A 25,370-nucleotide genomic window follows, 5' to 3' on the forward strand; every position below is an offset into this window, starting at 1 on the left:
GGCGCAAAGCCCGTCGGACCGGCGGCGCGGGCTTTGCACAGGCCGGATTATCCGCGCGTGCCGCTGCTCCACTACCATGGCAGGCATGACCGCCGCTGCCACCCCATCCCTGCCGTCGCGCCTCTGGGCCGACCTTTCCACCCGCGACTTCACCCGGCTGCTTGCCAGCGGCCAGGCCCGGCAGACGGTGGCCGTGCTGCCCGTGGCGGCCATCGAGCAGCATGGGCCGCACCTGCCGCTGTCGGTGGACGCCACGCTGCTGCAGGGCGTGATCGACGCCGCCCTGCCGCTGCTGCCGGCTGCGCTGCCCGCGCTGTTCCTGCCGCCGCAGGTGGTGGGCCTGAGCCCCGAGCACATCCGCTTTCCCGGCACGCTCACGCTGTCGCCCGCCACGGTGATCGCGCTGTGGACCGAGATCGGCGAATGCGTGGCGCGCGCCGGGGTGAAAAAGCTGTTGCTGTTCAACGGCCATGGCGGCCAGGTCAGCGTGATGGACATCGTGGCGCGCGAGTTGCGCACGCGCTGCGGTCTGCTGGTGTACGGCGCCAGCTGGTTCAGCCTGCCGCTGCCCGATGCGGTGGCCGGCCAGTTCAGCGCCGAAGAACACCGCTTTGGCATCCATGCGGGCGAGATCGAGACATCAATGATGCTGCACCTGGCGCCCGCCACGGTGCACATGGAGCACGCGCGCGATTTCCGCTCCACCTCGCAGGACCGTGCCGAGCGCTACGCCATTCTGGGCAACGGCAAAAGCGCCAAGCTGGGCTGGCAGATGCAGGACTACCATGTCGCCGGCGCGGTGGGCAATGCCGCCGCCGCCACAGCCGACAAGGGCCGAGCGGTGGTGGACGCCGCCGCGCAGCAACTGGTGCGGCTGCTGCAGGAACTGCACGATTTGCCGCTGACCACCCTGGTGAAGGGCCCTGGGGGCCTGGCCGAATAGTGGGGTTTGGGTGTTTTGGGTGCTTTTGGCCTCTAGCGCTTATCCAGCCAGCGCAAGCAGCTCTTGTTTTGATAGTGGCTGACTACATCACCCGCCCGAACCACCACACCGACAGCCCGGCGGCCAGCAGCGCCAGCGTGGCGCCCGCCAGCGCCAGCAGGGCCGAGATTTCGGTTTCGCGCTTTTCCACCGTGAGGCGCGAACTCAGGGTTTCATAGACTTTTTTCAGATCGGCGGCCGTGGCGGCGTGGAAGTATTCGGCCTGGGTGCGCAAGGCCACCGCCTTGAGGGTTTCTTCGTCGAGCCGCACGCGCATCGACCAGCCCTCGAAGCCGATGGTTTCGCCCTGCACCGTGCCCACGCCCACGGTGTACACGCGCACGCCCCGGTCGGCGGCCCATTGGGCGGCTTCCAGCGGGTCCACGCCGGTGGTGCGCTGGCCGTCGGTCAGCATGATGATGGCGGCCGAGTTGTACGAGCCCGGTGCCACGGGCGTGAAGGTTTTCGCCGGGTCTTGTTTGGTCACTTCGTCGAGCGAGCGCGGCCGCATGGCCTGGCGCCCGCCCAGGGCCGCGATGTCGATGCCCGCATCCGGGAACAGCGTGGCCAGCGCCAGCATGATGCCGTTGCCCGTGGCCGTGCCGCGCTGCAGCTGAAAGCTGTCGATCGCCTTGACCAGGTCTTCATGGCTCTGGGTGGGCAGCTGCGCCAGCTGGGCACTGCCCGCAAAGGCCACGATGCCCACGCGCACATGGCGCGGCAGCTCGGCGATGAAGGCCTTGGCGGCGTCTTGCGCGGCGGTGATGCGGTCGGGCTGCACGTCGGTGGCGCGCATGCTGCCCGACACATCCATGGCCAGCATGATGGTCTGCTGCTCCGAGGGCAGCGTGATCACCGCCAGCGGGCGCGCCGCCGCCAGCAGTAGGGCCACCAGTGCCAGCAGCAGCAATGCGGGCGGGATATGGCGGCGCAGGCGCTGACCGGGGCCGAGCGCCGCGCGCACCAGACCGAGGCTGGGGTAGTTCAGCGCTGTCTGCTTGCGCCGGTGCAGCAGCCAGGCATACAGCGCCACCAGCAGCGGCACCGCCAGCAGCAGCCAGAGCAGGGTGGGCCAGAGAAAGACCATGGTCGGGTGTCCTTGGGTTCTTATGTTCTTGATGGAGCGGTGTTAGGCAGCGGCCCGCCCGGCCGGCACGCTGGTAGCGCGGGGGCTGGGCTTGAAAGCGCGCAGCCGCGGGCCGGCGCGGCGCTGGCGCAGGTCCATGAAGCGCAGCAGGGCGTCGATCAGGTCGTCATCGGTGCGCAGCTCCAGCGTGTCGGCGCCCGCTGCGGCCAGGCTGGCGCGCAGAGCGGCCTCGCGTTCGGCGGCCAGACGGACAAAGCGCTGGCGAAAGGCCTGGTCGTGCGTGTCGACCTGCAGTTGTTCGCCGGTTTCGGCATCGCGCAATAGCACCAGGCCCAGGTCGGGCAGTTCGAGTTCGAGCGGGTCGAACAGGCGCACGGCCACCACGTCGTGGCGCTGCGCCAGCTGAGCCAGCGGCTTTTCCCAGCCGGGCGCGCTGATGAAATCCGACACCACGAACACCGTGGAACGCCGGCGGATGCCGCCGAGGCCGGCCTGCAGCAGCAAGCCCAGTTGCGTGCCGCCAGCGGGCTGGACGGTGCCCGGCTGCAGCAACCGGTGCACCAGGTGCAGCACCTGCGCGCGGCTGCTGCGCGGGGGCAGCACGGCATCCACCGCACGCGCGCTGCGGCCCTCTGCGCCCTTTGCACCGCCCGCACCACCTGCGCCAGCCGCGCCATACAGCATGGCGCCCACGCGGTTGCCGTGGCGCGTGAGCAGGCGCGCCAGCACCGCCACAAAGCCGGTGAGGATGTCGCGCTTGGCGTGGCCCTGTGGACCAAAGTGGATGGAAGGGCTAAGGTCCAGCAGAAACCAGGCCGACATCTCGCGGTCTTCGGTGAACACGCGCACATGGGGGGCGTTCAGGCGGGCCGTGACGTTCCAGTCGATGTGGCGCACATCGTCGTGGGGCTGGTATTCGCGCAGATCGGCCAGGTCCAGCCCGCTGCCGCGAACCAGCGTGCGGTAGTCGCCCTGCAGCAGACCGTCGAGCCGGCGAATGACATGCCACTCCAGCTGCCGCAGCAGGCGGTCGGCCTGGCCGGGCAAGCTGGGCAGGGGCTGCCCGGCGGCGGTTTCAGGCGGCTTTTTGCTCATGGTGAGGGCCCATGCTGTTTTGCGCGTGGTGCAAAGGCCGTGCAGGCGCCGGTATCTTGGCCATGATGCGATCAATCAGCGCATCGGCATCCAGCCCGTCCGACAGCGCTTCGTACGACAGCGACAACCGGTGGCGCAACACATCGGCTGCCAGGTCGGTCATGTCTTCGGGCAGCACATAGGCCCGCCCGCGCAGCATGGCCAGGGCCTGGGCGCCTTCGGCCAGGCAGATGGTGGCGCGCGGGCTGGCGCCGCAGGCAATGAACTGCGCAATGTCCTTGACGCCATGCTGTGCGGGCGCCCGCGTGGCCGCCACCAGCTTCACCGCATATTGCAGCAGCGACGGGTCCACATACACGCTGCGGCACTCGGCCTGCAGGGCCGACAGCTGCGCCGTGGTGGCCACGGGCAGCACCTGCACGGGCGCATCCAGTGCGCGCTGGGCAATCACGAACTCTTCCTCCTCGGTGGGGTAGCCGAGCAGCACCTTCATCATGAAACGGTCCACCTGCGCCTCGGGCAGGGCGTAGGTGCCTTCGGTTTCGATGGGGTTTTGCGTGGCCATCACCAAAAAGGGCTCGGGCACCTTGTGGGTCTCGCCGGCAATCGTGACCTGGCGCTCCTGCATCACCTCCAGCAGGGCGCTTTGCACCTTGGCGGGCGCGCGGTTGATTTCGTCGGCCAGCAGCAGGTGCGTGAAGACCGGGCCCAGCGTGGTGCTGAACTCGCCGGTTTTCTGGTTGTACATGCGCGTGCCCACCAGGTCGGCGGGCACCAGATCGGGCGTGAACTGGATGCGCTTGAAGCTGCCCTGGATGGTGCGGGCCAGCGTTTTCACGGTGAGCGTCTTGGCCAGGCCGGGCACGCCTTCGACCAGCAGATGGCCCTGGGCCAGCATGGCCACCATCACGCGTTCGAGAAAACGGTCTTGCCCGACCACGACGCGCTTGACCTCGTAGAGCACCTGCTCCATCAGCGTGGCGGTGGATGCGGCAGCAGGGGGTGTGGCGGTGGGTGTCATGGCGTCCTTGCAGAAACGGGTGGAGACTAGAACGGCGGCATCCCTACCGCAGCCGCGGCGTTTTCAATGGGCACGGCAAAGCCGATGCCGATGAAGGTGCGGGCCTCGGTGGGGTTGAGGATGGCGGTGACGATGCCCACCACCTCGCCGTCCATGGTGACCAGCGGGCCGCCCGAGTTGCCGGGGTTGGCGGCCGCATCGAACTGGATCAGGTTGGTCAGTGGACGATTGCCTTCTGGCGATTCGAATTCCCGGTCCAGGCCCGACACGACGCCCGCCGAAGCCGACGGCCCGATGCCGAACGGAAACCCGATGGCCACCACCTGGTCGCCCGCCCGCAGGTCTTGTGTGGAGCGCAGCGTCGCGGCGGCCAGGTCGTCGGGCACCTTGTGGGCCTGGAGTACGGCCAGATCGTTCTCGGGCTGGACGCCGGTGACGCTGGCGGTGGTCTCCAGCCCGTCGTGGAAGGTGATGGTGATGCGGCTGGCGCCCTGCACCACATGCAGGTTGGTGAGGATGATTCCCGAATCCACAATCACCACGCCGGTGCCCACGCCGCGCTCGACCTCGGTCTTGCCGTTCTTGCTGCGCATGTAGCCCACCACGCGCACCACCGACGGCGCCACGGCCTCCACCGCTGCTGCGGCGGGCGATGGCAAGGTGGTGGTTTCCAGGGTGCGCAGCACGGCGGCGTCGATGTCGTCCTGCGTGATGCGGCGCGGCGCTGCGCCCGGGTGCAGCCACAGGCTGGCCAGCAGCAGCGCGGTGAGCAGCACCACGGCCGCCCACAGGGCGCGCAGGCGGTTGCGCTGGGCGGTGGTGGCTGTGGATGGTGCGGAAGCTTGCGCCAGCGATGGCGACGGCTCCGGCGTGCCTGCGGATTCGGCCGCCGGTTCTGCCGGGCGCCGGGTGGGGCGGGAACTGCTGTAGAGGGCGGGCCGGGGCATCCTGTCACCTTCTGGTTCCATGGCCATTTCCTGTCCCGGCGCGCATGCCCATGGGCTGCGGGCGCCGCGCCGGTGCTGGCGCGCGGGGGTGAGGAAAAGGCATGTCGCGCCAGGGCGTGGCGCACGGATTTGACAGTAGCACGGATCGCTGATTTGTGCATCCGCCTTCTGGCATGGTGCGCTGGGCGCGCCGGCCGCTGTGGGGCGGGCGCGGGTGCGGCATCATGGCGGCATGCCTTTTTTTATCGACACGCATTGCCACTTGGACGCCGCCGAGTTCGCCGCCGACCGCGACGCCGTGCGCCAGCAGGCCGCTGCCGCGGGCGTGGCGCATTGCGTGATTCCGGCGGTGGAGCGCGCCAACTGGGACGCCGTGCGCGAGCTGGCGCACCACCATGGCGACAGCTACGCCCTGGGCATTCACCCGCTCTGCACCGCGCGGGCGGCCGATGCCGACCTGGCGCTGCTGGCCCAGGCGCTGGAGCAGCACCGCCATGACCCGCGCCTGGTGGCCATCGGCGAGATCGGGCTGGATTTTTTTGCCGAGGGCCTTGACCTCGCGCGGCAGGAGCAGTTTTACCGTGCCCAGCTGCAACTGGCGCGCCGGTTTGACTTGCCGGTGATCCTGCATGTGCGCCGCTCGGCGGACAGGCTGCTCAAGGGCCTGCGCGACATTGCCGTGCCGGGCGGCATTGCCCATGCCTTCAACGGCAGCCTGCAGCAGGCGCAGGCGTTCATCGCGCTGGGTTTCAAGCTGGGGTTTGGCGGCGCGGTGACTTATGACCGGGCACTGCAATTGCGCCGGCTGGCGGCCGAGTTGCCCGAATCGGCGCTGGTGCTGGAAACCGACGCGCCCGACATCCCGCCGCACTGGCTTTACACCACGGCCGGGCAGCGGGCCGCCGGACAACCCCAGGGGCGCAACGCCCCGGCCGAGCTGCCGCGCATCGCTGCGGTGGTGGCGGGCCTGCGCGGGATGCCGCTGGCGGAGTTGGCGCGCGGCAGCACCGCCAACGCCTGTGCGGCGCTGCCGCGGCTGGCCGGGCTGGTGCAGGAAGTTTGAGGTGTTTTTGGCCGCTGGCGCTTTCCAGATAAGCGCTGGTAGCTATTTATTTGATAGTGACCGAGGTGTGTGTTGGATTTCAGGCCAGAATGGGCGCATGAAGGAAAACAAGGCGGCTGTGGGCCGGTCCACCCGACCCCGCGATGTGCACAGCCCGCTCCTGCCGTCCGGCGGCGAGCGCCTGGCGGGGCTGGCGCCCGTGGTGTCCGAACGCACGGTGGTGCTGGTGCTGGGCAGCTTTCCGGGCGCGGCCTCGCTGCGGGCGGGGCAATACTATGCGCACCCGCAAAACCATTTCTGGCGCATCCTGCAGGCGCTCTGGCCGCAACACCCGCTGCCCGGCGCAGCGCACTATGGCGAGCGCTGCGACTGGCTGCTGGCGCGCGGGCTGGGCCTGTGGGACGTGTACGCCAGCTGTGAGCGGGTGGGCAGCCTGGACACCCGCATCCGCAATGCGCAGGTCAACGACTTTGCCAGCCTGCGCGCGCGCTGTCCCCGGCTGGCGGCCATCGCCCACAATGGCGGGGAGAGCTTCAAGCATGCGCGCAGCACGGCGTTGCTGGGGGTGGCGGTGCACCGCCTGCCTTCCACCAGCCCAGCCAACGCGTCGTGGAGTTTTGAACGTAAATTGAACGCCTGGGCCGAACTGCTGGCCCGGCATGGATTGGTGTGAATGGCCCGCAATAAAAAGACCGAAGTTGAACTGCCCGAAGTGAGCGTCTCTGACGATGGCGAGGTGCGCCACCTGCACCTGGGCACGCCCTGGATCCAGGGCTCCATGCGCGTGGCCGAGCCGTTCGAGATCGAGTTGCAGTATGTGCAGCGCATGATGGCCTGGCTGCTGTTTGTTGAGCCCGCCAGTGTCACCAAGCGCCACGCCATGCAGCTGGGGCTGGGGGCCGGGGCCATCACCAAGTTTTGCCACAAGAAACTGCGCCTGTGCACCACCGCCATCGAGCTCAACCCGCAGGTGCTGGCGGTGTGCCGCCAGTGGTTCAAGCTGCCGCCCGATGGCCCCAAGCTGCGCGTGGTGCTGGCCGATGCGGCCGAGGAAATCCGCAACCCGATGTGGCTGGGCACCGTGGACGCCCTGGCGGTCGATCTGTACGACCACGAAGCCGCGGCGCCGGTGCTCGACAGCCCCGACTTTTACGCCGACTGCCGCGCCCTGCTGACCGAAGACGGCTGCATGACCGTCAACCTGTTTGGCCGGGCATCGAGCTTCGAGCGCAGCCTCAAGAGCATGGCCAGCGCCTTTGGCGAAGACGCCCTGTGGGCCTTCAAGCCCACCCGCGAGGGCAACACCGTGGTGCTGGCGCAGCGCACGCCCAGCCGGCCCAAGCGCACCGAGCTGGCCGCGCGGGCCGAGGCCATCCAGGCGCGCTGGGACATCCCTTCGGCCAAATGGCTGCGCGTGTTCAAACCCGTGGCGGGCTGACCGTCCGCCGCTCCGCCTCGCCATTGAACTGAACACCGAAGCCCCTGATGAAAACCTTCACCGAATTCCCCGCGCCCGCTGCGCCTGCGGCCCATGCGGGTCCGCTGGACTGGCGCAGCATGGTGGGCTGGCTGCGCTCCGATGGCGTGATCTCGCCGCAAGAGGCGCACCGCACCATCGCCCGCTGCTCGCAGGCCGAAAGCTCGCAGCATCCGCTGGTGCGGCTGGCCAGCGTCGCCATGGCGCGCGCCAGCGATGGCAAGCCGCTCGATATTGAATCGCTGACCGAATACCTGGCCCAGCGCGCCGGGCTGCACTACCTGCGCATCGATCCGCTCAAGGTGGACGTGGGCCGCGTGGCCGACACCATGAGCGCCTCGTATGCCGAGCGGCACAAGGTGCTGCCGGTGCAGGTGACGGCCAAGGAGGTGGTGGTGGCCACGGCCGAGCCCTTCATCGACGACTGGGTGGCCGAGGTGGAGCGCCAGTCGCGCCGCACGGTGCGCCGGGTGGTGGCCAACCCGCAGGATATTCACCGCTTCACGGCCGAGTTTTTTGCGCTGGCCAAATCGGTGCGGGCGGCGCAGAAGGCGGGCGGCAACTCGGGGGGCAGCAGCTTTGAGCAGCTGGTGGAGCTGGGCCAAAGCAACAAGCAGCTCGATGCCAACGACCAGGGCGTCGTGAAGGTGGTGGACTGGCTGTGGCAATACGCTTTTGATCAGCGCGCCAGCGACATCCACCTGGAGCCGCGCCGCGAGCAGGGCGTGATCCGCTTTCGCATCGATGGCGTGCTGCACCCGGTCTACCAGATGCCCATGGGCGTGCACAACGCCATGGTGTCGCGCATCAAGCTGCTGGGCCGCATCGACGTGGTGGAAAAGCGCCGCCCGCAGGACGGCCGCATCAAGACCCGCAACCAGCGCGGCGACGAGGTGGAAATGCGCCTGTCCACGCTGCCCACGGCGTTTGGCGAGAAGATGGTGATGCGGATTTTTGACCCCGACAACACCGTCAAGGATCTCGACGCGCTGGGCTTCGCGCCGCACGACGCGCAGCGCTGGGAGCAGCTCGTCAAGCGCCCGCACGGCATCATCCTGGTGACCGGGCCCACCGGCTCGGGCAAGACCACCACGCTGTACGCCACCTTGAAGCGCGTGGCCACCGAAGAGGTGAACGTGAGCACCGTGGAAGACCCGATCGAAATGATCGAGCCCAGCTTCAACCAGACGCAGGTGCAGCCGCAGCTCGACTTCAACTTCGCCGAAGGCCTGCGCGCCCTGATGCGCCAAGACCCGGACATCATCATGGTGGGCGAAATCCGCGATCTGGAAACCGCCGAGATGGCTATCCAGGCGGCGCTGACGGGCCACCTGGTGTTCTCGACGCTGCACACCAACGATGCACCCTCGGCCATCACCCGCATGATGGAGCTGGGCGTGCCGTCCTACCTGATCAACGCCACGCTGCTGGGCGTGCTGGCCCAGCGGCTGGTGCGCACGCTGTGCAAACAGTGCAAGCAGCCCGATACGTTGGCCACCCCCGAGGCGCTGGTCGAGGTGGTCAAGCCCTGGAAGATCACGGGCGCCTACCAGCCCTACAAGCCCGTGGGCTGCGTGGACTGCCGCATGGGGGGCTTTCTGGGGCGCATGGGGCTTTACGAGCTGCTGACGGTGAGCGAGGCGCTCAAGGACAAGATCACCCAGGCGCCTTCGATCGAGGTGCTGCGCCGCCAGGCGGTGGCCGACGGCATGCGCCCCTTGCGCCTGGCCGGCGCTCTGCGGGTGGCCGAAGGGCTGACCACGCTGGACGAGGTGATTGCGGCGACGCCGCCGCTCGATTGATCAAGTCGGGGTAAACCCGCACTCACCCAGGGCGCCGCACCGCAGCGGGCGGCGATTGTGACGGGATGTAGGTGGAATCCACATCGCTATGCGCCCACATTCCCCGCACAATCCCGTGGTTGAGATTCCGCCAAGGAGACATTCGTGAAAATCAAGAGTCAAAAAGACTTTTTTGCCGGCCTCATGTTCATGGGCGTCGGCGTGGCCTTCGCCTGGGGCGCCACAACTTACAACGTCGGCACCGGCGCCCGCATGGGACCGGGCTATTTCCCCCTGTTGCTGGGTATTTTGCTGGCCATCATCGGCGGCGTTATTACGTTCAAGGCCACCGTGGTGGAAACCGTGGACGGTGAAAAGATCGGCAAATGGGCCTGGAAGCCGCTGTTCTTCATTCTGGCCGCCAACTTTGCCTTCGGCATTTTGCTGGCCGGCCTGCCCAGCCTGGGTATTCCCGCCATGGGCCTGATCGTCGGCATCTATGCGCTGACCTTCATTGCCAGCCTGGCAGGCAACGAGTTCCATGCGAAGTCGGTGTTTGTACTTGCCACGGTGCTCGCCGTGGGCAGCTATGTGGCATTCGTCTGGGCGCTGAAGCTTCAGTTCCCGGTGTGGCCCAGTTTTATTTCCGGTTAAGGCAGGAGCACCCACACTATGGAATTGTTTGACAACCTGGCGCTCGGCTTCGGCGTCGCCTTCACGTTTCAGAACCTCGTTTACTGCTTTGTCGGCTGCCTTTTGGGCACGCTGATCGGCGTGCTGCCTGGCATCGGCCCCGTGGCCACCATCGCCATGCTGCTGCCCGCCACCTACGCGCTGCCGCCCGTGGCGGCGCTGATCATGCTGGCCGGCATCTATTACGGCGCGCAATACGGGGGCTCCACCACCGCCATTTTGGTGAATCTGCCGGGCGAATCGTCCTCGGTGGTGACCGTGATCGACGGCTACCAGATGGCGCGCAAGGGCCGGGCAGGGCCCGCGCTGGCGGCTGCTGGCCTGGGCTCGTTCTTCGCCGGTTGCGTGGGCACGCTGATCCTGGCGGCGTTTGCGCCACCGCTGACCGAAGTGGCCTTCAAGTTCGGCCCTGCTGAATACTTCTCGCTGATGGTGCTGGGCCTGATCGGCGCCGTGGTGCTGGCCTCGGGCTCGCTGCTCAAGGCCGTGGGCATGATCGTGCTGGGTCTGCTGATTGGCCTGGTGGGTACCGACGTGAACTCGGGCGTGGCCCGCTTCAGCTTTGACATTCCCGAGCTGACCGACGGCATCGGCTTCGTGACCATCGCCATGGGCGTGTTCGGTTATGGCGAAATCATTGCCAACCTCTCGCGCCCCGAAGACGAGCGCGAGGTGTTCACGGCCAAGGTCGAGGGCCTGTTCCCCACGGCGCAGGACTTCAAGCGCATGTTCCCCGCGGTGCTGCGTGGCACGGCCCTGGGCTCTGCCCTGGGCATCCTGCCCGGCGGCGGTGCCTTGCTGTCGGCTTTTGCTGCCTACACCATTGAGAAGAAAACCAAGCTGCACCCCGGCGAAGTGCCCTTTGGCCAGGGCAACATCCGCGGAGTGGCTGCGCCTGAGGCCGCCAACAACGCGGGTTCGCAAACCTCGTTCATCCCGCTGCTGACGCTGGGCATTCCGCCCAACGCCGTGATGGCGCTGATGGTGGGTGCGATGACCATCCACAACATTCAGCCGGGTCCCCAGGTGATGACCAGCAACCCCGAGCTGTTCTGGGGCCTGATCGCCTCGATGTGGATCGGCAATGCCATGCTGGTGATTCTGAATCTGCCGCTGATCGGCATCTGGATCAAGCTGCTCACGGTGCCCTACCGCTGGCTGTACCCGTCCATCGTGCTGTTCTGCGCGGTGGGTGTGTATTCCACCAACAACAACACCTTTGACGTCTGGATGGTGGGTATCTTTGGTCTGATTGGCTACATCTTCCACAAGCTGGGTACCGAGCCTGCGCCCTTGCTGCTCGGCTTGATCCTGGGCCCGATGATGGAAGAAAACCTGCGCCGTGCGCTGCTGCTGTCGCGCGGCGACTGGAGCGTGTTTGTCACGCGTCCGCTGTCGGCCGGCCTGCTGGCGGCTGCTGCCTTGCTGCTCGTCATCGTGCTGCTGCCCGCCGTGAAGAACAAGCGCGAAGAGGCCTTCGTCGAAGACTGAGCCCCTTACCCCGTTCGCCGGTCCCGCAGGGCGGGCCCCGGCTGCAAGCACAGCGGCACCTTCGGGTGCCGTTGCTTTTTGGGGCGGTGACTCGGTGGAAAGGGCGAAGGCCCGGTACACAATGGCGCACCGAGGACCGCATGCAACCACCCAACCGCCCCACGCAGCACCCGCACCGGGTCATGCTGCACAACGAGATCCACGCCCGCCCGCCCGAGGCCCTGGCAGCACCGCTGGCCATTGCCCACATCGTCATGCTGGCCGATGCGGCGGGCCGCGAAGCCAGCCGCGCCCATGTGGCGGCACTGCTGCGCGACCACCACATGGCGCTGCCCGATGCCCAGACCACCCACTTGCGGATGGACCTGGGTGCTTTTCGGCTGCGCTGGGAGCTGCACACCGAGTTCGTCACCTGGACCTTCATGGTCCCGGCGTCCGCCGAGGCCTTTGGCGAGCGCGAGCCCACCAGCGCCATCGATGTGGTTCCACACGAATGGCTGGCCGCCCTGCCGGGCCATTGCCTGTGCAGCCTGAACCTGTGGGTGCTGCCCACGCAGCAGTTTGGCTCGGGCTCGCTGGTCAAGCATGTGCTGCACGAAGACACGCTGGTGGCCTCCACCGTGGCCGACGGGCATGGCGAGCTGTACACCGACTTTGCCATCCACGCCGATGGCTTCTCGCGCATGGTGCTGCTGGCGGGCGGCATGGCGCCGCGCCGCCTGGGCCGCCTGGTGCAGCGCCTGCTGGAGATCGAAACCTACCGCATGGCCGCCCTGCTGGGCCTGCCCGCCGCACGCGAGGCCACCACGGTGCTGGCCTTTGCCGAGCGCGAGCTGGCCGCGCTGGCCGATGCCATCCGCACCGCCAACCGCGATGCCGAGCCCGCGCTGCTCGACCGCCTGACCCGCCTGGCCGGGCAGGTGGAAAGCCAGTACGCCGCCACGCACTCACGCTTTTCGGCCAGCAGCGCCTATTTTGAGCTGGTGGACCGCCGCATCCAGGACATCGCCGAATCGCGCCTGGCGGGCATGCAGACCATCCGCGAGTTCATGGACCGGCGCCTGACGCCCGCGCGCAGCACCTGCGAGTGGGCCACGCGGCGCCAGGATGCGCTGTCGCAGCGCGTCTCGCGCATGAGCAACCTGCTGCGCACGCGCGTCGAGATCGAGCAGCAGCAAAGCAGCCAGGCCCTGCTGGCCACCATGAACCAGCGCCAGGATCTGCAGCTGCAACTGCAGTCCACGGTGGAAGGCCTGTCGGTGGCGGCCATCACCTACTACATCGTCGGGCTGGTGAGCTACCTGGCCAAGGGCGCGCAAAAGCTGGGCTGGCCCTTGTCGTCCGAGACCACGGCGGCCGTGGCGATTCCGGTGGTGGCGGTGGGCGTGTGGTGGTCGCTGCGGCGGCTGCACCACCGGGTGTTCCATGCCCATTGAGGCCCAGCGTGCCCTGGGCGTGCCGCCGATAATGGCCCCATGCCATCCGGCGACTGCCCTTGTATGCGGGCATCCGCTCGGTGGGCGGTGCAGGCCCTTGGGGGAGCGCGCTGCCGGTTTTTGAATGCGTTTGCGTGAGTTTTAAGTAAAAAGTGCCTACAGCCCTATCCCAACCATCGCAAGCAGCTAGAAAAAATGTAGCAACCGGCCTCTTGCTGGCGCTGTTCGGCGCCATCGCCTTCAGCGGCAAGGCCATCATCGTCAAGCTGGCCTACCGCCATGGCGTGGACGCGGTCACGCTCATCATGTACCGCATGCTGTTCGCGCTGCCCATTTTTGCCGTCATGGCGTGGTGGGCCAGCCGGGGCAAGCCGCCTTTGTTGCGCCGCGACTGGCTGGGCGTGGCGGGCCTGGGCGTCACGGGCTACTACCTGGCCAGTTTTCTCGACTTTGCCGGGCTGGCCTACATCAGCGCCAGCCTGGAGCGGCTCATCCTGTACCTCAACCCCACGCTGGTGATGATGCTCGGCTGGCTGCTGTATGGCCGCCGCATCCGCTGGGGCCAGGCGCTGGGCATGGCCATCAGCTACTGCGGCGTGGTGCTGGTGTTTGGCCTGGAGGCCCAACTGCAGGGCGCCGATGCGGCCTGGGGCACGCTGCTGGTGTTCTTGAGCGCCGTGAGCTATGCCATCTACCTTGTTTACAGCGGCGAGATGGTGCAGCGCATCGGCGCGCTGCGGCTGGTGGGCCTGGCCACCACGGTGGCCTGCCTGTGCTGCCTGCTGCAGTTCGTGCTGCTGCGGCCCCTGAGCGCTGCGGTGGTGGCGCCGGAGGTGATTTGGCTGTCGGTGCTCAACGCCACGCTGTGCACGGCGGCGCCGGTGCTGATGGTGATGATGGCCATCGAGCGCATTGGCGCCGGCATGACTGCGCAGACCGGGATGGTGGGCCCGCTGTCCACCATCTTCATGGGGGTGTGGATTCTGGGCGAGCCCTTCACGCTGTGGGTGGCGGCGGGCACCGCGCTGGTGATGGCCGGCATCTTTGTGTTCACGCGCATGTCGCGCTGAGGCGACGCGGGGGGGCGCCCGACCGGGCTGCCAAGCCCCACTTATGATTTGAAACGGCTGCGTGTTGCAGCCAGTCATCGGGAGTTTTTTATGGATATGGGTATCGCGGGCAAGTGGGCGCTGGTGTGTGGCGCCAGCAAAGGGTTGGGGTTTGGCTGCGCGCAGGCGCTGGTGCTCGAAGGGGTGAACGTGGTCATCAACGCGCGCAATGCCGATGCGCTGCAGTTGGCTGCTTCCAAATTAATAGCTGTTAGCGCAGACGCAGCAAGCGCCAGAGGTCAAAATGGCATAAAACCCATGGTACTGGCGGTGCCTGCCGACATCACCACCCCCGAAGGCCGGGCCGCCGTGTTTGCGGTGCCCGGCGGGCCGGGGCGCGACTTCGACATCGTGGTGACCAACGCGGGTGGCCCGCCTACCGGCGACTTTCGCGACTGGGACCGCGACGCCTGGATCAAGGCGGTGGACGCCAACATGCTCACGCCCATCGAGCTCATCAAGGCCACGGTGGACGGCATGGCCGCGCGGGGCTTTGGCCGCATCGTCAACATCACCTCCAGCGCGGTGAAGGCACCGATTGACATCCTGGGCCTGTCCAATGGCGCGCGCAGCGGGCTCACCGGCTTTGTCGCCGGCGCCGCGCGCAGCAAGCTGGCGGCGCAGGGCGTGACCCTGAACAACCTGCTGCCCGGCAAGTTCGACACCGACCGCCTCGCCACCACGCTGGGCGCGGCCGCCACCAAGACCGGCAAAAGCCTGGACGACGTGCGCCGCGCCCAGCAGGCGCAGATTCCGGCTGGCCGATTTGGCACCCCCGAAGAATTCGGCGCCATCTGCGCATTTTTGTGCAGCGTGCATGCGGGTTACATGACGGGCCAGAACCTGCTGGCCGACGGCGGCGCCTACCCTGGCACGTTCTGACAGCGTTGGGGATGCTTTGTTTTTGATAGCTGCTTGCGCTTACCCACAAAGCGCTGGCGGTTGTTTTTATTCAAAACCCTTCAGCGCCGCGACGACACCACAATTCCGCCCACGATCAGCGCAAACGCCACGGCGTGGTAGCCGCTGGGTGTCTCGCCCAGAAACGCGGCCGACAACAAGGCTGCAAACAGCGGCGTCAGGTTGGTAAAGAACCCGGCCACTGCCGGCCCGGCCCGCTGCACGCCAATGCCCCAGCAGCGGTAGGCCGCCAGCGCCGGGCCGATGGCAATGAACAGCAGCGCCGCCGCCAGCGGCCAGCCCCATGCGATGTGCGTGTGCCCCGTGGCCCACTCGGCGCTGGCAAAGGCGCCCGACCAGGCCAGGCCAAACACCATCTGCCCGGCCAGGAAGGCCGCCCAGTCGCCGCGCAGGCTGGCGGGCTCGGTGGTGCGCACCAGCAGCCAGCTGTAGAACGACCACGCAATGGTGGCCAGCAGCATGAACAAGTCGCCCACCACCAGGCGCAACGCCAGCAGCTGGCTCCACTCACCGCGGCTGAGCACGGTGAGCACGCCCGCCATCGACAGGGTCGCGCCCGCCAGCTGCTGGCGGGTGACGGCCACGCCAAAAAACAGCGCGCCCACCGCCAGCATCCACACCGGCATGCTGGAGCCCACCAGCGTCACGTTGATCGGTGTGGAGGTCTGCAGCGCCAGGTATTGCAGCGCGTTGTACAGGCCCACGCCCAGCAGCCCCAGCAGGGCAAAGCGCCGCCAGTGCGGCCACAGCGGGCTGCTTGGGCGCAGCACACGGTGCGTGAGCGGCAGCAGCAGCGCCAGGGCCAGCACCCAGCGCAGAAAATTGAGGGTGATGGGCGGCACCAGGTCGTGCACCATGCGGCCCACCACGGCATTGCCGGCCCACAGCAGCGGCGCCGTCACCAGCAGCGCCGCGGTGCCGGGCGTCAGTCGTTGTGTCATGCCGCCACTGTAACGGCGCTGCGGCGGGCAAGGCTTGCAGATTCATGGCAGGATGGCGCCCACTTTTCAAACCCATTACAGGAGACCGTTTTCATGAGCCTTGCCGTCCAGATCCGCCAGCATGGCGGCCCCGAAGAACTTCACCTGGTTGACGTGGCCGTGGGGGAGCCCGGGCCGGGCGAAATCCGCATCCGCCACCATGCCATCGGCCTGAACTTCATCGACGTGTACCACCGCACCGGCCTGTACCCTTTGAGCATGCCCGCCACCATCGGCATGGAAGGCGCCGGCGTGATCGAAGCCGTGGGCGAGGGCGTCACGCACCTCAAGGTGGGCGACCGCGCCGCCTATGCCAGCCAGCCCCCCGGCGCTTATTGCGAAGTGCGCGTGATGCCCGCCCAATGCGTGTGCCTGCTGCCCGACGCCATCAGCTTCGAGACCGGCGCGGCCATGATGCTCAAGGGCCTGACGGCGCAATACCTGCTGAAAAAGACGCTGCCCGTGCAAGGCCTGCAGGCTGGTGACTTTGTGCTGTTCCATGCCGCCGCCGGTGGCGTGGGCCTGATTGCCTGCCAGTGGGCCCGCGCCCTGGGCCTGCAGCTCATCGCCACCGCCGGCACCGATGCCAAGTGCCAGCTTGCGCTGGCCAATGGCGCGGCCCACGCCATCAATTACGCCACCGAAGACTTTGCCGCGCGCGTGAAAGAGATCACGGGTGGCAAGGGCGTGAAGGTGGTGTACGACTCGGTGGGCAAGGACACTTGGGACAAGTCGCTAGCGTGCCTGCGGCCGTTTGGCCTGATGGCCAGCTTTGGCAATGCCTCCGGCCCGGTGCCGCCGTTCGCGCCGGGCTCGCTGGGCGCCAAGGGCTCGCTCTACGTCACGCGCCAGACGCTGTTCAGCCACATCGCCACGCGCGAAGGCACGCAGGCCATGGCTGACGACCTGTTTGCGGTGGTGGCCAGCGGCCAAGTCCAGATTCACATCGACCAGCGCTATCCGCTCGCCGAAGTGCAGCAGGCGCACCGCGACCTGGAAGCGCGCAAGACCACCGGATCCACCATCCTCACGCTGTGACGCTGGCCGCCGCCGCATCTGCCGCCGACTGGCTGGCCGCAGCCCGCGCGGCCGCCCGCCAGCCGCCCGCGCAAGCGCGCCAGCCGCTGTGGGTGGCGGGGCAGGCCGTGGGGTCGGTGGCGTCAGGGGTGTTGAATCCAATTGATCTCTGGCGCCTTTCTGACAAGCGCTACCAGCTCCTGAATCAGGAGCAATCGGGTGGCGTGGTGTGGCACCTGGATGTGCCACCCGACGCGGTCACGCCCGCGCTGAACCTGCTGGCGCAGGCCCTGCGCGCCGAGGGCCGGTGCGGCCCCTGGCGCGACGAGCAGCTGGCGGTGTGCAATGCCCGGGGTGAGCGGCTGGGCACCGTGGAGCGCGGCGCCGTGCGCGTGCTGGGCATTGCCACGCGGGCGGTGCACCTGGTGGGCCGGGCGCCCGATGGCCGCATGTGGGTGCAGCAGCGCTCCCGCACCAAGCCCAACAACCCGGGCATGTGGGACACGCTGATGGGCGGCATGGTCTCGGCCGCCGACACCTTGCAGCAGGCGCTGGAGCGCGAAACCTGGGAGGAGGCGGGCTTGCGCTTGCCGCAGTTGCACGGCCCGGAACATGGCGGCCAGGTGCATTTCAGCCGCCCCAGCCGCGAGGGCGGCGGCGTGGGTTACATGGTCGAGCGCATCGACTGGTTTCGCTGCACCGTGCCCGGCGGGCTGGAACCCCGCAACCAGGATGGCGAGGTGGAGCGCTTCGAGCTGTGGAGCCTGGCGCAGGTGCAAGAACGCATGGCCGCGGGCGACTTCACGCTGGAGGCCGCGCTGGTGCTGGGCGCTTGCTTGGGTCTTTGAGAAGCCGTCTGCGGCAGGGCATCCTACTGCGCGGATCCGCCTTTCAGGCGTGCGTCACCCAGTCGGCATGCTCGCGCCCGTTCAGGTGCGGCAGGGTGTTGAAGGTCTGCAGCATCAGCCGCTTGGGCGACACGCTGAACTCCGTCACGGCGCTGTTGCGGATGCGCATGTTCAGCGCAATGGTCACCTCGGGCGCCGTGCCCAGCACCTCGCCCACCGCCGCCGCAATGGGGCCGCCGCTGCTCACCAGCAGCACGTTGTGCCCCGCGTGCTGGTGGCGCACATGGTCGAGTGCGGCGCGCACGCCGCCCGCAAACGCATCCCAGCTGGGCATGCCCTGCGGGCTGATCACGCCCGCCATCCATTGCGCCAGCGCGTCGCACAGCAGGCGGAAGTGCTGGCGGTAACGCTCGGGTGTATCGGGTTTGGGCAGTGGCTGGGGGTGGATGGCGCGGATGAGCGCCAGGCTGTCGTATTCGTTGAGGCCGGGCATCTGCAGCGGCTCGGGGGTGATCTGCAGGCCTTCGGCAATGCCTTCGAGCGTTTGTGTGTGGCGCCGCAGGGTGCCGGTGAGGATGGCGTCAAACGCCTGGCCCTGTGTGCGCCAGTGCTCGCCCAGGCGCACCGCCTGCTGGCGCCCGCGCGGGCTGAGTTGGTCGTAATCGTCCGCACCAAACGAGGCCTGGCCATGGCGCACAAGGTAAAGGGTTCCCATGGCGCGATTGTGGCTTGCACAGGGCCTGCGCCCTTGTCGCTGGTGCGACTTGTGCTATCAAATAGTGAGCAAATTGACGCCGTGCGCTGGTGTGGCGGCCACCATCCCGTGGGTGGCTGAAATTTCATTCAATAAAACTTGATCGCCGTGTTTTGACTATGGGATGGTGTGGCTCTAAATTGCGTGAACTGTCTTGATGGTTTCACCGAAAGAAACTCCATGTCCACTTCAACCCGCCCCAAGGCGGTCATCACCCATGAACGAGGTGCCACCTCGTCGGTGGAGCGTGCCTTGCGCGTGCTGCGCGTCATGTCCGAAGGCGGCAGCCTGCGCCTGACCGACATTGCGTCGGCGGCAGACCTGGACAAAGCCACGGCGCTGCGGTTGCTCGACGTGATGGCACGCGAGGGTTTTGTGAAGCGCGACGCGCAAAGCAAGCAGTTCACGCTGGGGCCCGAGCTCACGGTGCTGGGCGCTGCGGCGCTGCGGCGCTTTGACCCGCGCCCTCTGGCACGGCCCAGCCTGATGCGCCTGGCGGGCGTGTTCCAGGACACCGTGGTGCTCTCGATTCGCAGCGGTGTGGAGTCACTGTGCATTGACGTGGAGGAGGGCACCTACCCCATCCGCGCCAACTACCTCACCGTGGGCAGCCGCCGGCCACTGGGCGTGGGTGCGGGCAGTCTGGCGTTGCTTGCCGCGATGCCCGATGACGAGCGCGAGGCGGCGCTGGAGACGCTGTTGGGCCAGCTCGATCGCTACCCGCGCATCACCCCCGCGCTCCTGCGCGAACGCATCGACCAGGCGCGTGAGCGCGGTTTTGTTGTGCTGCTCGATGTGGTGGTCGAGCGCATGGGCGGCATTGGCGTTGCCATCCTCGACCCCGAGGGCCGCCCCGTGGCGGCACTGAGTATTGCAGCGCTGAACGAGCGCATCCTCACGCGCGAGCCGGCGCTGGCGCAGGCGCTGCTGCACGAGGCCACGGTCTGCCAGGTGCGCTGGGCCGAAGCCACGCGCGCCGACCGCCGACCTGCATCCCCCATCAAGGAGACATGTAAATGACGACAGCTTTGCGGTCCGCCTACCTGCGCGGCGCAGGCGGCACGCCTTTCGGGCGCCACGAGGGGCGCAGCGCGCTCGATCTGATGGACGTGGCCGCTGCGCAGGCCATCGAGACCAGTGGCCTGCGGCGCCATCAGATCGACGGCGTGCTGTGCGGCTACGCCACCACGCTGCCGCACCTGATGCTGTCCACGCTGCTCTGCGAACGCCTGGCGCTGCGGCCTCACTATGCACACGGGTTGCAGTTGGGCGGCGCCTCGGGCGCCGCGATGCTGATGGCGGCGCGCGAGCTGGTGCGTTCGGGCCGCTGCCGCAATGTGCTGGTGGTGGGGGGCGAAAACCGCCTGACGGGCCAGTCACGCGACAGCTCCATCCAGACCCTGGCGCAGGTGGGGGATGCCGATTACGAGGTGCCCAACGGCGCGTCGGTGCCCGCGTATTACGCGCTGATGGCCTCGCAGTACATGCACCGCACGGGTGTCACGTCGCAGGATCTGGCCGAATTTGCCGTGCTCATGCGCGCCAACGCGGCCCATCACCCGGACGCGCACCTGCGCACGCCCATCACGCTGCAGGAGGTGCTGGCCGCCAAGCCGATTGCCCGGCCGCTGTCGCTGCTGGACTGTTGCCCGATCTCGGACGGGGCCATGGCGCTCGTCGTGTCGGCAGAGCCTGCAGCGCAGGGCGCGGTCGCCATGGTGGGCGCCGGCCAGGCACACCGCCACCAGCACCTCACGGCGATGGGCGATGTGATGCAGTGCGGCGCTGCCGAGGCGGCGCAACGCGCCTTTGACGAGGCCGGGCTGGGCCTGGGTGATGTGGACTACCTGGGCATTTACGACTCGTTCACCATCACGCTGGTCATGCTGCTCGAAGAGATTGGCTTCGCCCCCCGCGGCGGGGCTGCCCAGCGCGCCCGTGCGGGCGACTTTGCCCCCACCGGGGCGTTGCCACTCAACACGCACGGCGGCCTGCTGTCGTTTGGCCACTGCGGTGTGGCCGGCGGCCTGGCGCACGCGGTGGAAACCTGGCGTCAGATGACCGGCCAGGCCGGTGCACGCCAGATCGCGCCGCCGCGCACGGCCTTCATCCATGCCGACGGGGGCGTGATGTCGTCCCATGTCAGCCTGATCCTTTCGCGCGAGGACTGAGCCATGAGTGCCCCCGAAACCACCGCCGCGCGCCCCCTGGCCGCCCCTTTCACCGATGGCCTGCGCGAGGGCCTGCTGCGCTACCAGCAATGCACCCACTGCGGCGGCGCGCAGACGCTGGCACGGTATGCCTGCCAACACTGCGGCGAGCGCGGTGGATTGCACTGGCGCGACGCTGCGGGCGCGGCCACGGTGTGCGCCGTCACCGAGGTGGCGCGCGCTCCGTCCGACGAATTCCGTGCGCTGGCACCGTACACCCTTGTGATCGTGCAGCTCGACGAAGGGCCGCGCCTCATGGCACATGCCGTGCCAGGCGTGCGCATTGGCGACCGCGTGCATGCGGGCTTCTTCGAGCACCAGGGGCGCACGCTGGTGCGTTTTGCGCCAGTGACCTAGAACTTTTTGATTTCGCGTTCTTGGATCGGCATTCGTAATAAACCAATACAGGAGACAAACCATGATGCGCACTGCAATTTCCCCCCTGACTTCCCGCCGCCACTGGATCGGCATGGCCTGCGCCGCGCTGTGCACCGCGGCGGCACCGCTGGCCTTTGCGCAGGACTACCCGAACAAGCCCGTCAAGCTGGTCGTGCCCTACCCGCCGGGAGGCCCCACCGATATCGTGGCGCGCGCCGTGGCCCAAAAGCTGCAGGAGCGCCTGGGCCAGCCGTTCGTGGTGGACAACAAGCCCGGTGCAGGGGCCAACCTGGGCGCCGAGACCGTGGCACGCAGCGCGCCAGACGGCTACACGCTGGTGGTGGCCACCACGGCGCACGCCATCAACCCCGCGCTGTTTGCCAAGCTCAACTATTCTCTGCTCAAGGACTTCGCGCCCATCTCGCAGCTCACTGGCGGCCCGCTGGTGATCGTTGCGAACCCGGCCCTGCCCGCCAACAATGTGGCGGAACTCATCGCGCTGGCGAAAAGCCGCAGCGGCGGGCTGAACTATGGGTCGTCGGGCAATGGCCAGTCCACGCATCTGTCGGCCGAACTGTTCAGCGCCATGGCCGGGGTGAAGATGACCCATGTGCCCTACAAGGGCAGTGCGCCTGCGCTGACCGACGTGATGGCAGGGCAGGTGGACCTGATGTTCGACACCATGCTGTCATCCATGCCGCATGTGAAGGGGGGCAAGCTCAAGGCCCTTGCCGTGACCAGCGCCCAACGCTCGGCTGTTGCGCCCGACCTGCCCACGGTGGCGGAGTCCGGCTTGCCCGGCTACGAGGCCATTGCATGGAACGGCCTGCTGGCCCCCGCCGGCACGCCCAGGGAAGTTGTCGCGCGGCTGAACACCGAGCTCAAGGCAGTGCTCGAGAGCCCCGACATCCGCCAGCGCTTTGACGCCCAGGGGTTTGCCGCGGCCTGGAGCTCACCGGTGGCCTATGGCGCCTTCCTGCAGGCCGAGGTCGATAAGTGGGCCAAGGTGGTGAAGACCTCCGGCGCCAAGATCGACTGAGCCAGCACGCCTTCATCCACCTCGTTCATTCCATCCACCCTCATTCTCTGGCGCGTTGCCCGCGCCGGTTCTCACCATGACTGACCTTCTCACTTCTGCGCTGCAGCCGCGCTCGGTCGCCATCATTGGCGCCTCGGACAACATCCACAAGATCGGCGGGCGGCCTATCTATTACATGCAGCGCCATGGTTTTCAAGGCGCCATCTATCCGGTCAATCCGGCGCGCGAGGAGATCCAGGGCTACAAGAGCTATGCCTCGCTGTCGGCCCTGCCGGAAGTTCCGGATCTGGCGCTGGTGGTGGTGGGGGGTGACAAGACCGTGGCGGCCGTGGAGGAGTGCGCGGCACGCGGCGTGAAGTCGACCGTCATCATCGCTTCGGGTTTTGGCGAAACGGGCCCGGAGGGAATGGAGCTGCAGCGCCACATGGTGGCCCAGGCGCGCGCTGCAGGCATGCGGCTGTATGGCCCCAATACGCAGGGGCTGGCCAACTTTGGCACCGGCGCCATCGCGGGCTTTTCCACCATGTTCATCGAAGTGCCGCCCATGGACGGCCCCATCGGCATCGTGAGCCAGAGCGGCGGCATGAGCGCCATGACCTACGGCCTGCTGCGCGGGCGTGGCCTGGGCGTGCGGCACGTACACGCCACGGGGAATGAGGCCGACGTGACTGCGGGCGAGCTGGCGCTGGCGGTGGCGCACGACCCTGACGTGCGTTTGCTGCTGCTGTACCTGGAAAGCATCGCCAACCCCGAGATGCTGGCCGCCGCGGCCGCCCATGCGCGCGAACGCGACCTGCCCATCATTGCCATCAAGGCGGGGCGTTCGGCGCTGGGGCAGAAGGCCGCGTCCTCGCACACGGGCTCGCTGGCGAACGAGGACCGCACGGTGGATGCGTTCTTTCGCCACCACGGCATCTGGCGCGTGCGCGACCCGCATGAGCAGGCGCGCGCGGCGCAGGCCTACCTCAAGGGCTGGCGCCCCGAGGGCAGGCGCCTGGTGATCATCAGCAACTCGGGCGCCAGCTGTGTGATGGGCGCCGATGCGGCAGAAGACGAAGGTCTGCCCCTGGCGGAGCTGTCGCAGCAAACGCAGGCCGCTGTGGCATCCCAGTTGCCGGGTTTTGCCACGGCCAGCAATCCCATCGATGTCACCGCGGCGCTGCTGAGCGACAGTGGCCTGTTCGGCAAGGTGCTGCCGGAGGTGGCGCAAGATCCGGCGGCCGATCTTTTCTTTATCAATATTCCCGTGGCCGGCGCGGGCTACGACGTGCAGGCCTTTGCGCGCGATGCCGCAGCGTTCGAGGCCACCACGGGCAAGCCCGTGGCCGTGGCTGCCTGGCAGGAGAGCGTGGCCGAGCCGTTTCGCGCGCAGGGAATTCCCACTTTCCCCAACGAGGGCGAGGCACTGGGTGTGCTGGCACAGGTCGCGAACCATACGGCGTTGATGCGTCGGCAACGCGTGGCGTGGCCCGCGCTGCCCGAGGTGGCCCTTCCGAGGGGCGCGCAGGGCTTCCTCAACGAGGCCGACAGCCTGGCGCTGCTGGCGCGCCATGGCGTGCCTACCGTCCCGATGTACCTGTGCCGCTCGGCGCAGGAGGCGCGGGTGGCGTTCGACGCCGTCGGTGCGCCCGCTGTGGTCAAGGCCTGTTCTGCCGAGGTGCCGCACAAGACCGAACATGGTCTGGTGGCGCTGGGCGTGGCCACATCCGAGCAGACGGGTGCGCTGTACGAACGCTTTGACGCGAAGATGACGGAGATGGGCGTGGCGCGCGACGGCGTGATCGTGGCCGCCACCCGCAAGGGCCGCCACGAATTCATGGTGGGCGCGCGCATCGACCCGGTCTTTGGCCCGGTGGTCGTGGTGGGCGATGGCGGCAAGAACGTTGAGGCGCTCAAGGATTGCGCCGTGCTGTTGCCGCCCTTCAGCCAGGAAGAGGTGGTTCGCGCCCTGGGCACCCTGCGCATCGCTCCGCTGCTGGGGGGCGTGCGTGGCGATCCGCCACTGGACGTGCAGGCGCTGGCCGATATTGCGGTGGCCGTAGGGAAGGTGATTGCCGGGGCCGGCGGTGCCATCGCCTCCGTCGACCTCAACCCGGTGATGGTGGGCGCCGCCGGTGACGGCGCCATCGTGGTGGACGCGCTGGTGGAATGCGCTGTCCCCACGCCGGCCGGCCGCGCGCAGCCCGCTTGAGGCCACAGCTCGTGGCATTTTGCTATTGAATAAGTAGCTGCATGCGCTTACAGGATAAGCGCTAGAGGCCAAAATGCCTTGAAGTATTGGGTGGGAGCCAGGGGCCGCTCAATCCGGCGCGCCACCGGGTGCGAGCGCACCCATGTTGCGCAGGATTTCCGCGCGCACGTTGCGCACATGGTTCACGCCTGCCGCATCCGCAGCCTCTTCATCGGCGTCTGTCACGGCGCGGCCCATGGCCACATAGTCCCGCAGGCGCAGCTTTTGCAGCGCGGCGAAGCGGTGCTGGGCATAGACGATGGGCATCTGGATCGAAGGGAACAGCCGCCGGAGTTCCAGGCTGCCGCTGGCTTCGAGCAGGGCGCGGTAGAAGTTGCGCCGGGCGCGGCCGAAGGCATCGCCGTCGCCCTCGTCTTCGGCGGCGCGCAGTTGGTCGAGCGCCGCGCCGATGGGCTGCGATGCTTTTCCCGCCTGGATGCCGCGTGCGGCAGAGCGCGCCAGCAGCCCGGTCATGCGTTCGGCCACGTCGAGCACGTCCAGGGTCTGCTGCGCCGACAGGGATTTGATGGCCACCCCGCGGTGGCGAAAGGTGTCCACGATGCCGTCCGCCGCAAGCCGTTGCAGCGCCTCGCGCACCGAGTTGCGGCCGACACCGAACTGCTGGGCCAGGTCCACCTCGACCAGCCGCTGGCCCGGCGCGAAACGCTGTGCTTCCAGGCCGTTGACCACGCCATAGAACACCACATCGGAGGCGCTGCGGGCATCGCCGGCATTGGCCGCAGAAAGAGCGTTCTCGGGGGGGGCGGAAGGGTTCATCGCGGAAATTATAGGGAGGCTCTGAAGTTGCCAA

General features: G+C 67.8%; 24 protein-coding genes. 17 read left to right on the forward strand and 7 right to left on the reverse strand.

Annotated features, from left to right (window positions below; all coding sequences use genetic code 11):
• The first annotated feature begins 85 nt into the window (after nucleotides 1–85).
• On the forward strand, nucleotides 86–943 hold the full coding sequence (locus tag J8G26_RS10650) for a creatininase family protein (RefSeq protein WP_210568898.1): 858 nt from the start codon (nucleotides 86–88) through the stop codon (nucleotides 941–943).
• Between the two features lie 82 nt (nucleotides 944–1,025).
• On the opposite strand, the gene J8G26_RS10655 is transcribed toward J8G26_RS10650, so the two are convergent.
• The 4 genes from J8G26_RS10655 to J8G26_RS10670 are packed head-to-tail and all read right to left on the reverse strand — an operon-like array spanning nucleotide 1,026 to nucleotide 5,132.
• On the reverse strand, nucleotides 1,026–2,069 hold the full coding sequence (locus tag J8G26_RS10655; protein WP_210568899.1) for a VWA domain-containing protein: 1,044 nt from the start codon (nucleotides 2,067–2,069) through the stop codon (nucleotides 1,026–1,028).
• 42 nt (nucleotides 2,070–2,111) lie between these two features.
• Nucleotides 2,112–3,164 (reverse strand): DUF58 domain-containing protein, encoded by a 1,053-nt coding sequence (locus J8G26_RS10660; RefSeq protein WP_210568900.1) that lies wholly within the window; start codon nucleotides 3,162–3,164, stop codon nucleotides 2,112–2,114.
• The gene (locus J8G26_RS10665; protein ID WP_210568901.1) at nucleotides 3,145–4,185 is read right to left on the reverse strand and encodes a MoxR family ATPase; all 1,041 of its coding nucleotides are present in this window, start codon (nucleotides 4,183–4,185) and stop codon (nucleotides 3,145–3,147) included. The genes J8G26_RS10660 and J8G26_RS10665 overlap by 20 nt, the downstream gene beginning before the upstream one ends.
• Before the next feature lie 26 nt (nucleotides 4,186–4,211).
• A complete protein-coding gene (locus tag J8G26_RS10670; RefSeq protein ID WP_210568961.1) occupies nucleotides 4,212–5,132 on the reverse strand; it encodes a trypsin-like peptidase domain-containing protein in 921 nt (306 codons plus the stop codon).
• A 232-nt stretch (nucleotides 5,133–5,364) separates the two neighbouring features.
• On the opposite strand from J8G26_RS10670, the gene J8G26_RS10675 reads away from it, so the two are divergent.
• The 9 genes from J8G26_RS10675 (at nucleotide 5,365) to J8G26_RS10715 (ending at nucleotide 15,064) form a co-directional block, all read left to right on the forward strand.
• Nucleotides 5,365–6,195 carry a TatD family hydrolase gene (locus tag J8G26_RS10675; RefSeq protein ID WP_210568902.1) on the forward strand — a complete coding sequence of 277 codons (831 nt, stop codon included), beginning with the start codon at nucleotides 5,365–5,367 and terminating at the stop codon, nucleotides 6,193–6,195.
• A gap of 97 nt (nucleotides 6,196–6,292) precedes the next feature.
• Nucleotides 6,293–6,868: a DNA-deoxyinosine glycosylase gene (locus J8G26_RS10680; protein WP_210568903.1), complete on the forward strand. Its 576-nt coding sequence runs from the start codon at nucleotides 6,293–6,295 to the stop codon at nucleotides 6,866–6,868.
• The gene (locus J8G26_RS10685; RefSeq protein WP_210568904.1) at nucleotides 6,869–7,633 is read left to right on the forward strand and encodes a spermidine synthase; all 765 of its coding nucleotides are present in this window, start codon (nucleotides 6,869–6,871) and stop codon (nucleotides 7,631–7,633) included. It begins immediately after the preceding gene.
• Nucleotides 7,634–7,680: 47 nt separating this feature from the next.
• Nucleotides 7,681–9,474 (forward strand): GspE/PulE family protein, encoded by a 1,794-nt coding sequence (locus J8G26_RS10690; RefSeq protein WP_094098743.1) that lies wholly within the window; start codon nucleotides 7,681–7,683, stop codon nucleotides 9,472–9,474.
• A 144-nt stretch (nucleotides 9,475–9,618) separates the two neighbouring features.
• Nucleotides 9,619–10,107, forward strand: a complete 489-nt coding sequence (locus J8G26_RS10695; RefSeq protein WP_087743534.1) for a tripartite tricarboxylate transporter TctB family protein — start codon at nucleotides 9,619–9,621, stop codon at nucleotides 10,105–10,107.
• Nucleotides 10,108–10,125: 18 nt separating this feature from the next.
• Nucleotides 10,126–11,637, forward strand: coding sequence for a tripartite tricarboxylate transporter permease (locus J8G26_RS10700; RefSeq protein ID WP_094098742.1), 1,512 nt, complete (start codon nucleotides 10,126–10,128; stop codon nucleotides 11,635–11,637).
• Between the two features lie 140 nt (nucleotides 11,638–11,777).
• Entirely contained in the window at nucleotides 11,778–13,073 is a 1,296-nt protein-coding gene (locus J8G26_RS10705) for a DUF3422 domain-containing protein (RefSeq protein WP_087743537.1), read from the forward strand.
• 152 nt (nucleotides 13,074–13,225) lie between these two features.
• A complete protein-coding gene (locus tag J8G26_RS10710; protein WP_087743539.1) occupies nucleotides 13,226–14,143 on the forward strand; it encodes a DMT family transporter in 918 nt (305 codons plus the stop codon).
• Nucleotides 14,144–14,233: 90 nt separating this feature from the next.
• Nucleotides 14,234–15,064, forward strand: a complete 831-nt coding sequence (locus tag J8G26_RS10715; RefSeq protein WP_210568905.1) for an SDR family oxidoreductase — start codon at nucleotides 14,234–14,236, stop codon at nucleotides 15,062–15,064.
• Between the two features lie 80 nt (nucleotides 15,065–15,144).
• Here J8G26_RS10715 and J8G26_RS10720 read toward each other — a convergent pair whose 3' ends face one another.
• Nucleotides 15,145–16,044 (reverse strand): DMT family transporter, encoded by a 900-nt coding sequence (locus tag J8G26_RS10720; RefSeq protein ID WP_210568906.1) that lies wholly within the window; start codon nucleotides 16,042–16,044, stop codon nucleotides 15,145–15,147.
• Nucleotides 16,045–16,137: 93 nt separating this feature from the next.
• On the opposite strand from J8G26_RS10720, the gene J8G26_RS10725 reads away from it, so the two are divergent.
• Together J8G26_RS10725 and J8G26_RS10730 are read left to right on the forward strand one after the other, a co-directional pair.
• The gene (locus J8G26_RS10725; RefSeq protein WP_210568907.1) at nucleotides 16,138–17,121 is read left to right on the forward strand and encodes a quinone oxidoreductase; all 984 of its coding nucleotides are present in this window, start codon (nucleotides 16,138–16,140) and stop codon (nucleotides 17,119–17,121) included.
• Between the two features lie 2 nt (nucleotides 17,122–17,123).
• Nucleotides 17,124–17,948 (forward strand): NUDIX domain-containing protein, encoded by an 825-nt coding sequence (locus tag J8G26_RS10730; protein WP_210568962.1) that lies wholly within the window; start codon nucleotides 17,124–17,126, stop codon nucleotides 17,946–17,948.
• Nucleotides 17,949–17,991: 43 nt separating this feature from the next.
• On the opposite strand, the gene J8G26_RS10735 is transcribed toward J8G26_RS10730, so the two are convergent.
• The gene (locus J8G26_RS10735) at nucleotides 17,992–18,663 is read right to left on the reverse strand and encodes a histidine phosphatase family protein (protein WP_210568908.1); all 672 of its coding nucleotides are present in this window, start codon (nucleotides 18,661–18,663) and stop codon (nucleotides 17,992–17,994) included.
• A 219-nt stretch (nucleotides 18,664–18,882) separates the two neighbouring features.
• Here J8G26_RS10735 and J8G26_RS10740 point away from each other — a divergent pair, with 219 nt between their 5' ends.
• The 5 genes from J8G26_RS10740 (at nucleotide 18,883) to J8G26_RS10760 (ending at nucleotide 24,520) form a co-directional block, all read left to right on the forward strand.
• Entirely contained in the window at nucleotides 18,883–19,722 is an 840-nt protein-coding gene (locus J8G26_RS10740; protein ID WP_087743551.1) for an IclR family transcriptional regulator, read from the forward strand.
• Nucleotides 19,719–20,873 carry a thiolase family protein gene (locus J8G26_RS10745; protein WP_210568909.1) on the forward strand — a complete coding sequence of 385 codons (1,155 nt, stop codon included), beginning with the start codon at nucleotides 19,719–19,721 and terminating at the stop codon, nucleotides 20,871–20,873. The genes J8G26_RS10740 and J8G26_RS10745 overlap by 4 nt, the downstream gene beginning before the upstream one ends.
• Before the next feature lie 3 nt (nucleotides 20,874–20,876).
• On the forward strand, nucleotides 20,877–21,269 hold the full coding sequence (locus J8G26_RS10750; protein ID WP_210568910.1) for an OB-fold domain-containing protein: 393 nt from the start codon (nucleotides 20,877–20,879) through the stop codon (nucleotides 21,267–21,269).
• 61 nt (nucleotides 21,270–21,330) lie between these two features.
• On the forward strand, nucleotides 21,331–22,329 hold the full coding sequence (locus J8G26_RS10755) for a tripartite tricarboxylate transporter substrate binding protein (RefSeq protein WP_210568911.1): 999 nt from the start codon (nucleotides 21,331–21,333) through the stop codon (nucleotides 22,327–22,329).
• Nucleotides 22,330–22,405: 76 nt separating this feature from the next.
• Nucleotides 22,406–24,520, forward strand: a complete 2,115-nt coding sequence (locus tag J8G26_RS10760) for an acetate--CoA ligase family protein (RefSeq protein ID WP_210568912.1) — start codon at nucleotides 22,406–22,408, stop codon at nucleotides 24,518–24,520.
• Nucleotides 24,521–24,628: 108 nt separating this feature from the next.
• Here the strand turns inward: J8G26_RS10760 and J8G26_RS10765 are convergent, their stop codons facing one another.
• The gene (locus J8G26_RS10765) at nucleotides 24,629–25,336 is read right to left on the reverse strand and encodes a GntR family transcriptional regulator (RefSeq protein WP_210568913.1); all 708 of its coding nucleotides are present in this window, start codon (nucleotides 25,334–25,336) and stop codon (nucleotides 24,629–24,631) included.
• Between the last annotated feature and the right edge of the window lie 34 nt (nucleotides 25,337–25,370).

It is taken from the genome of Acidovorax sp. JG5 (assembly GCF_017939685.1).
Lineage (GTDB): Bacteria > Pseudomonadota > Gammaproteobacteria > Burkholderiales > Burkholderiaceae_C > Acidovorax.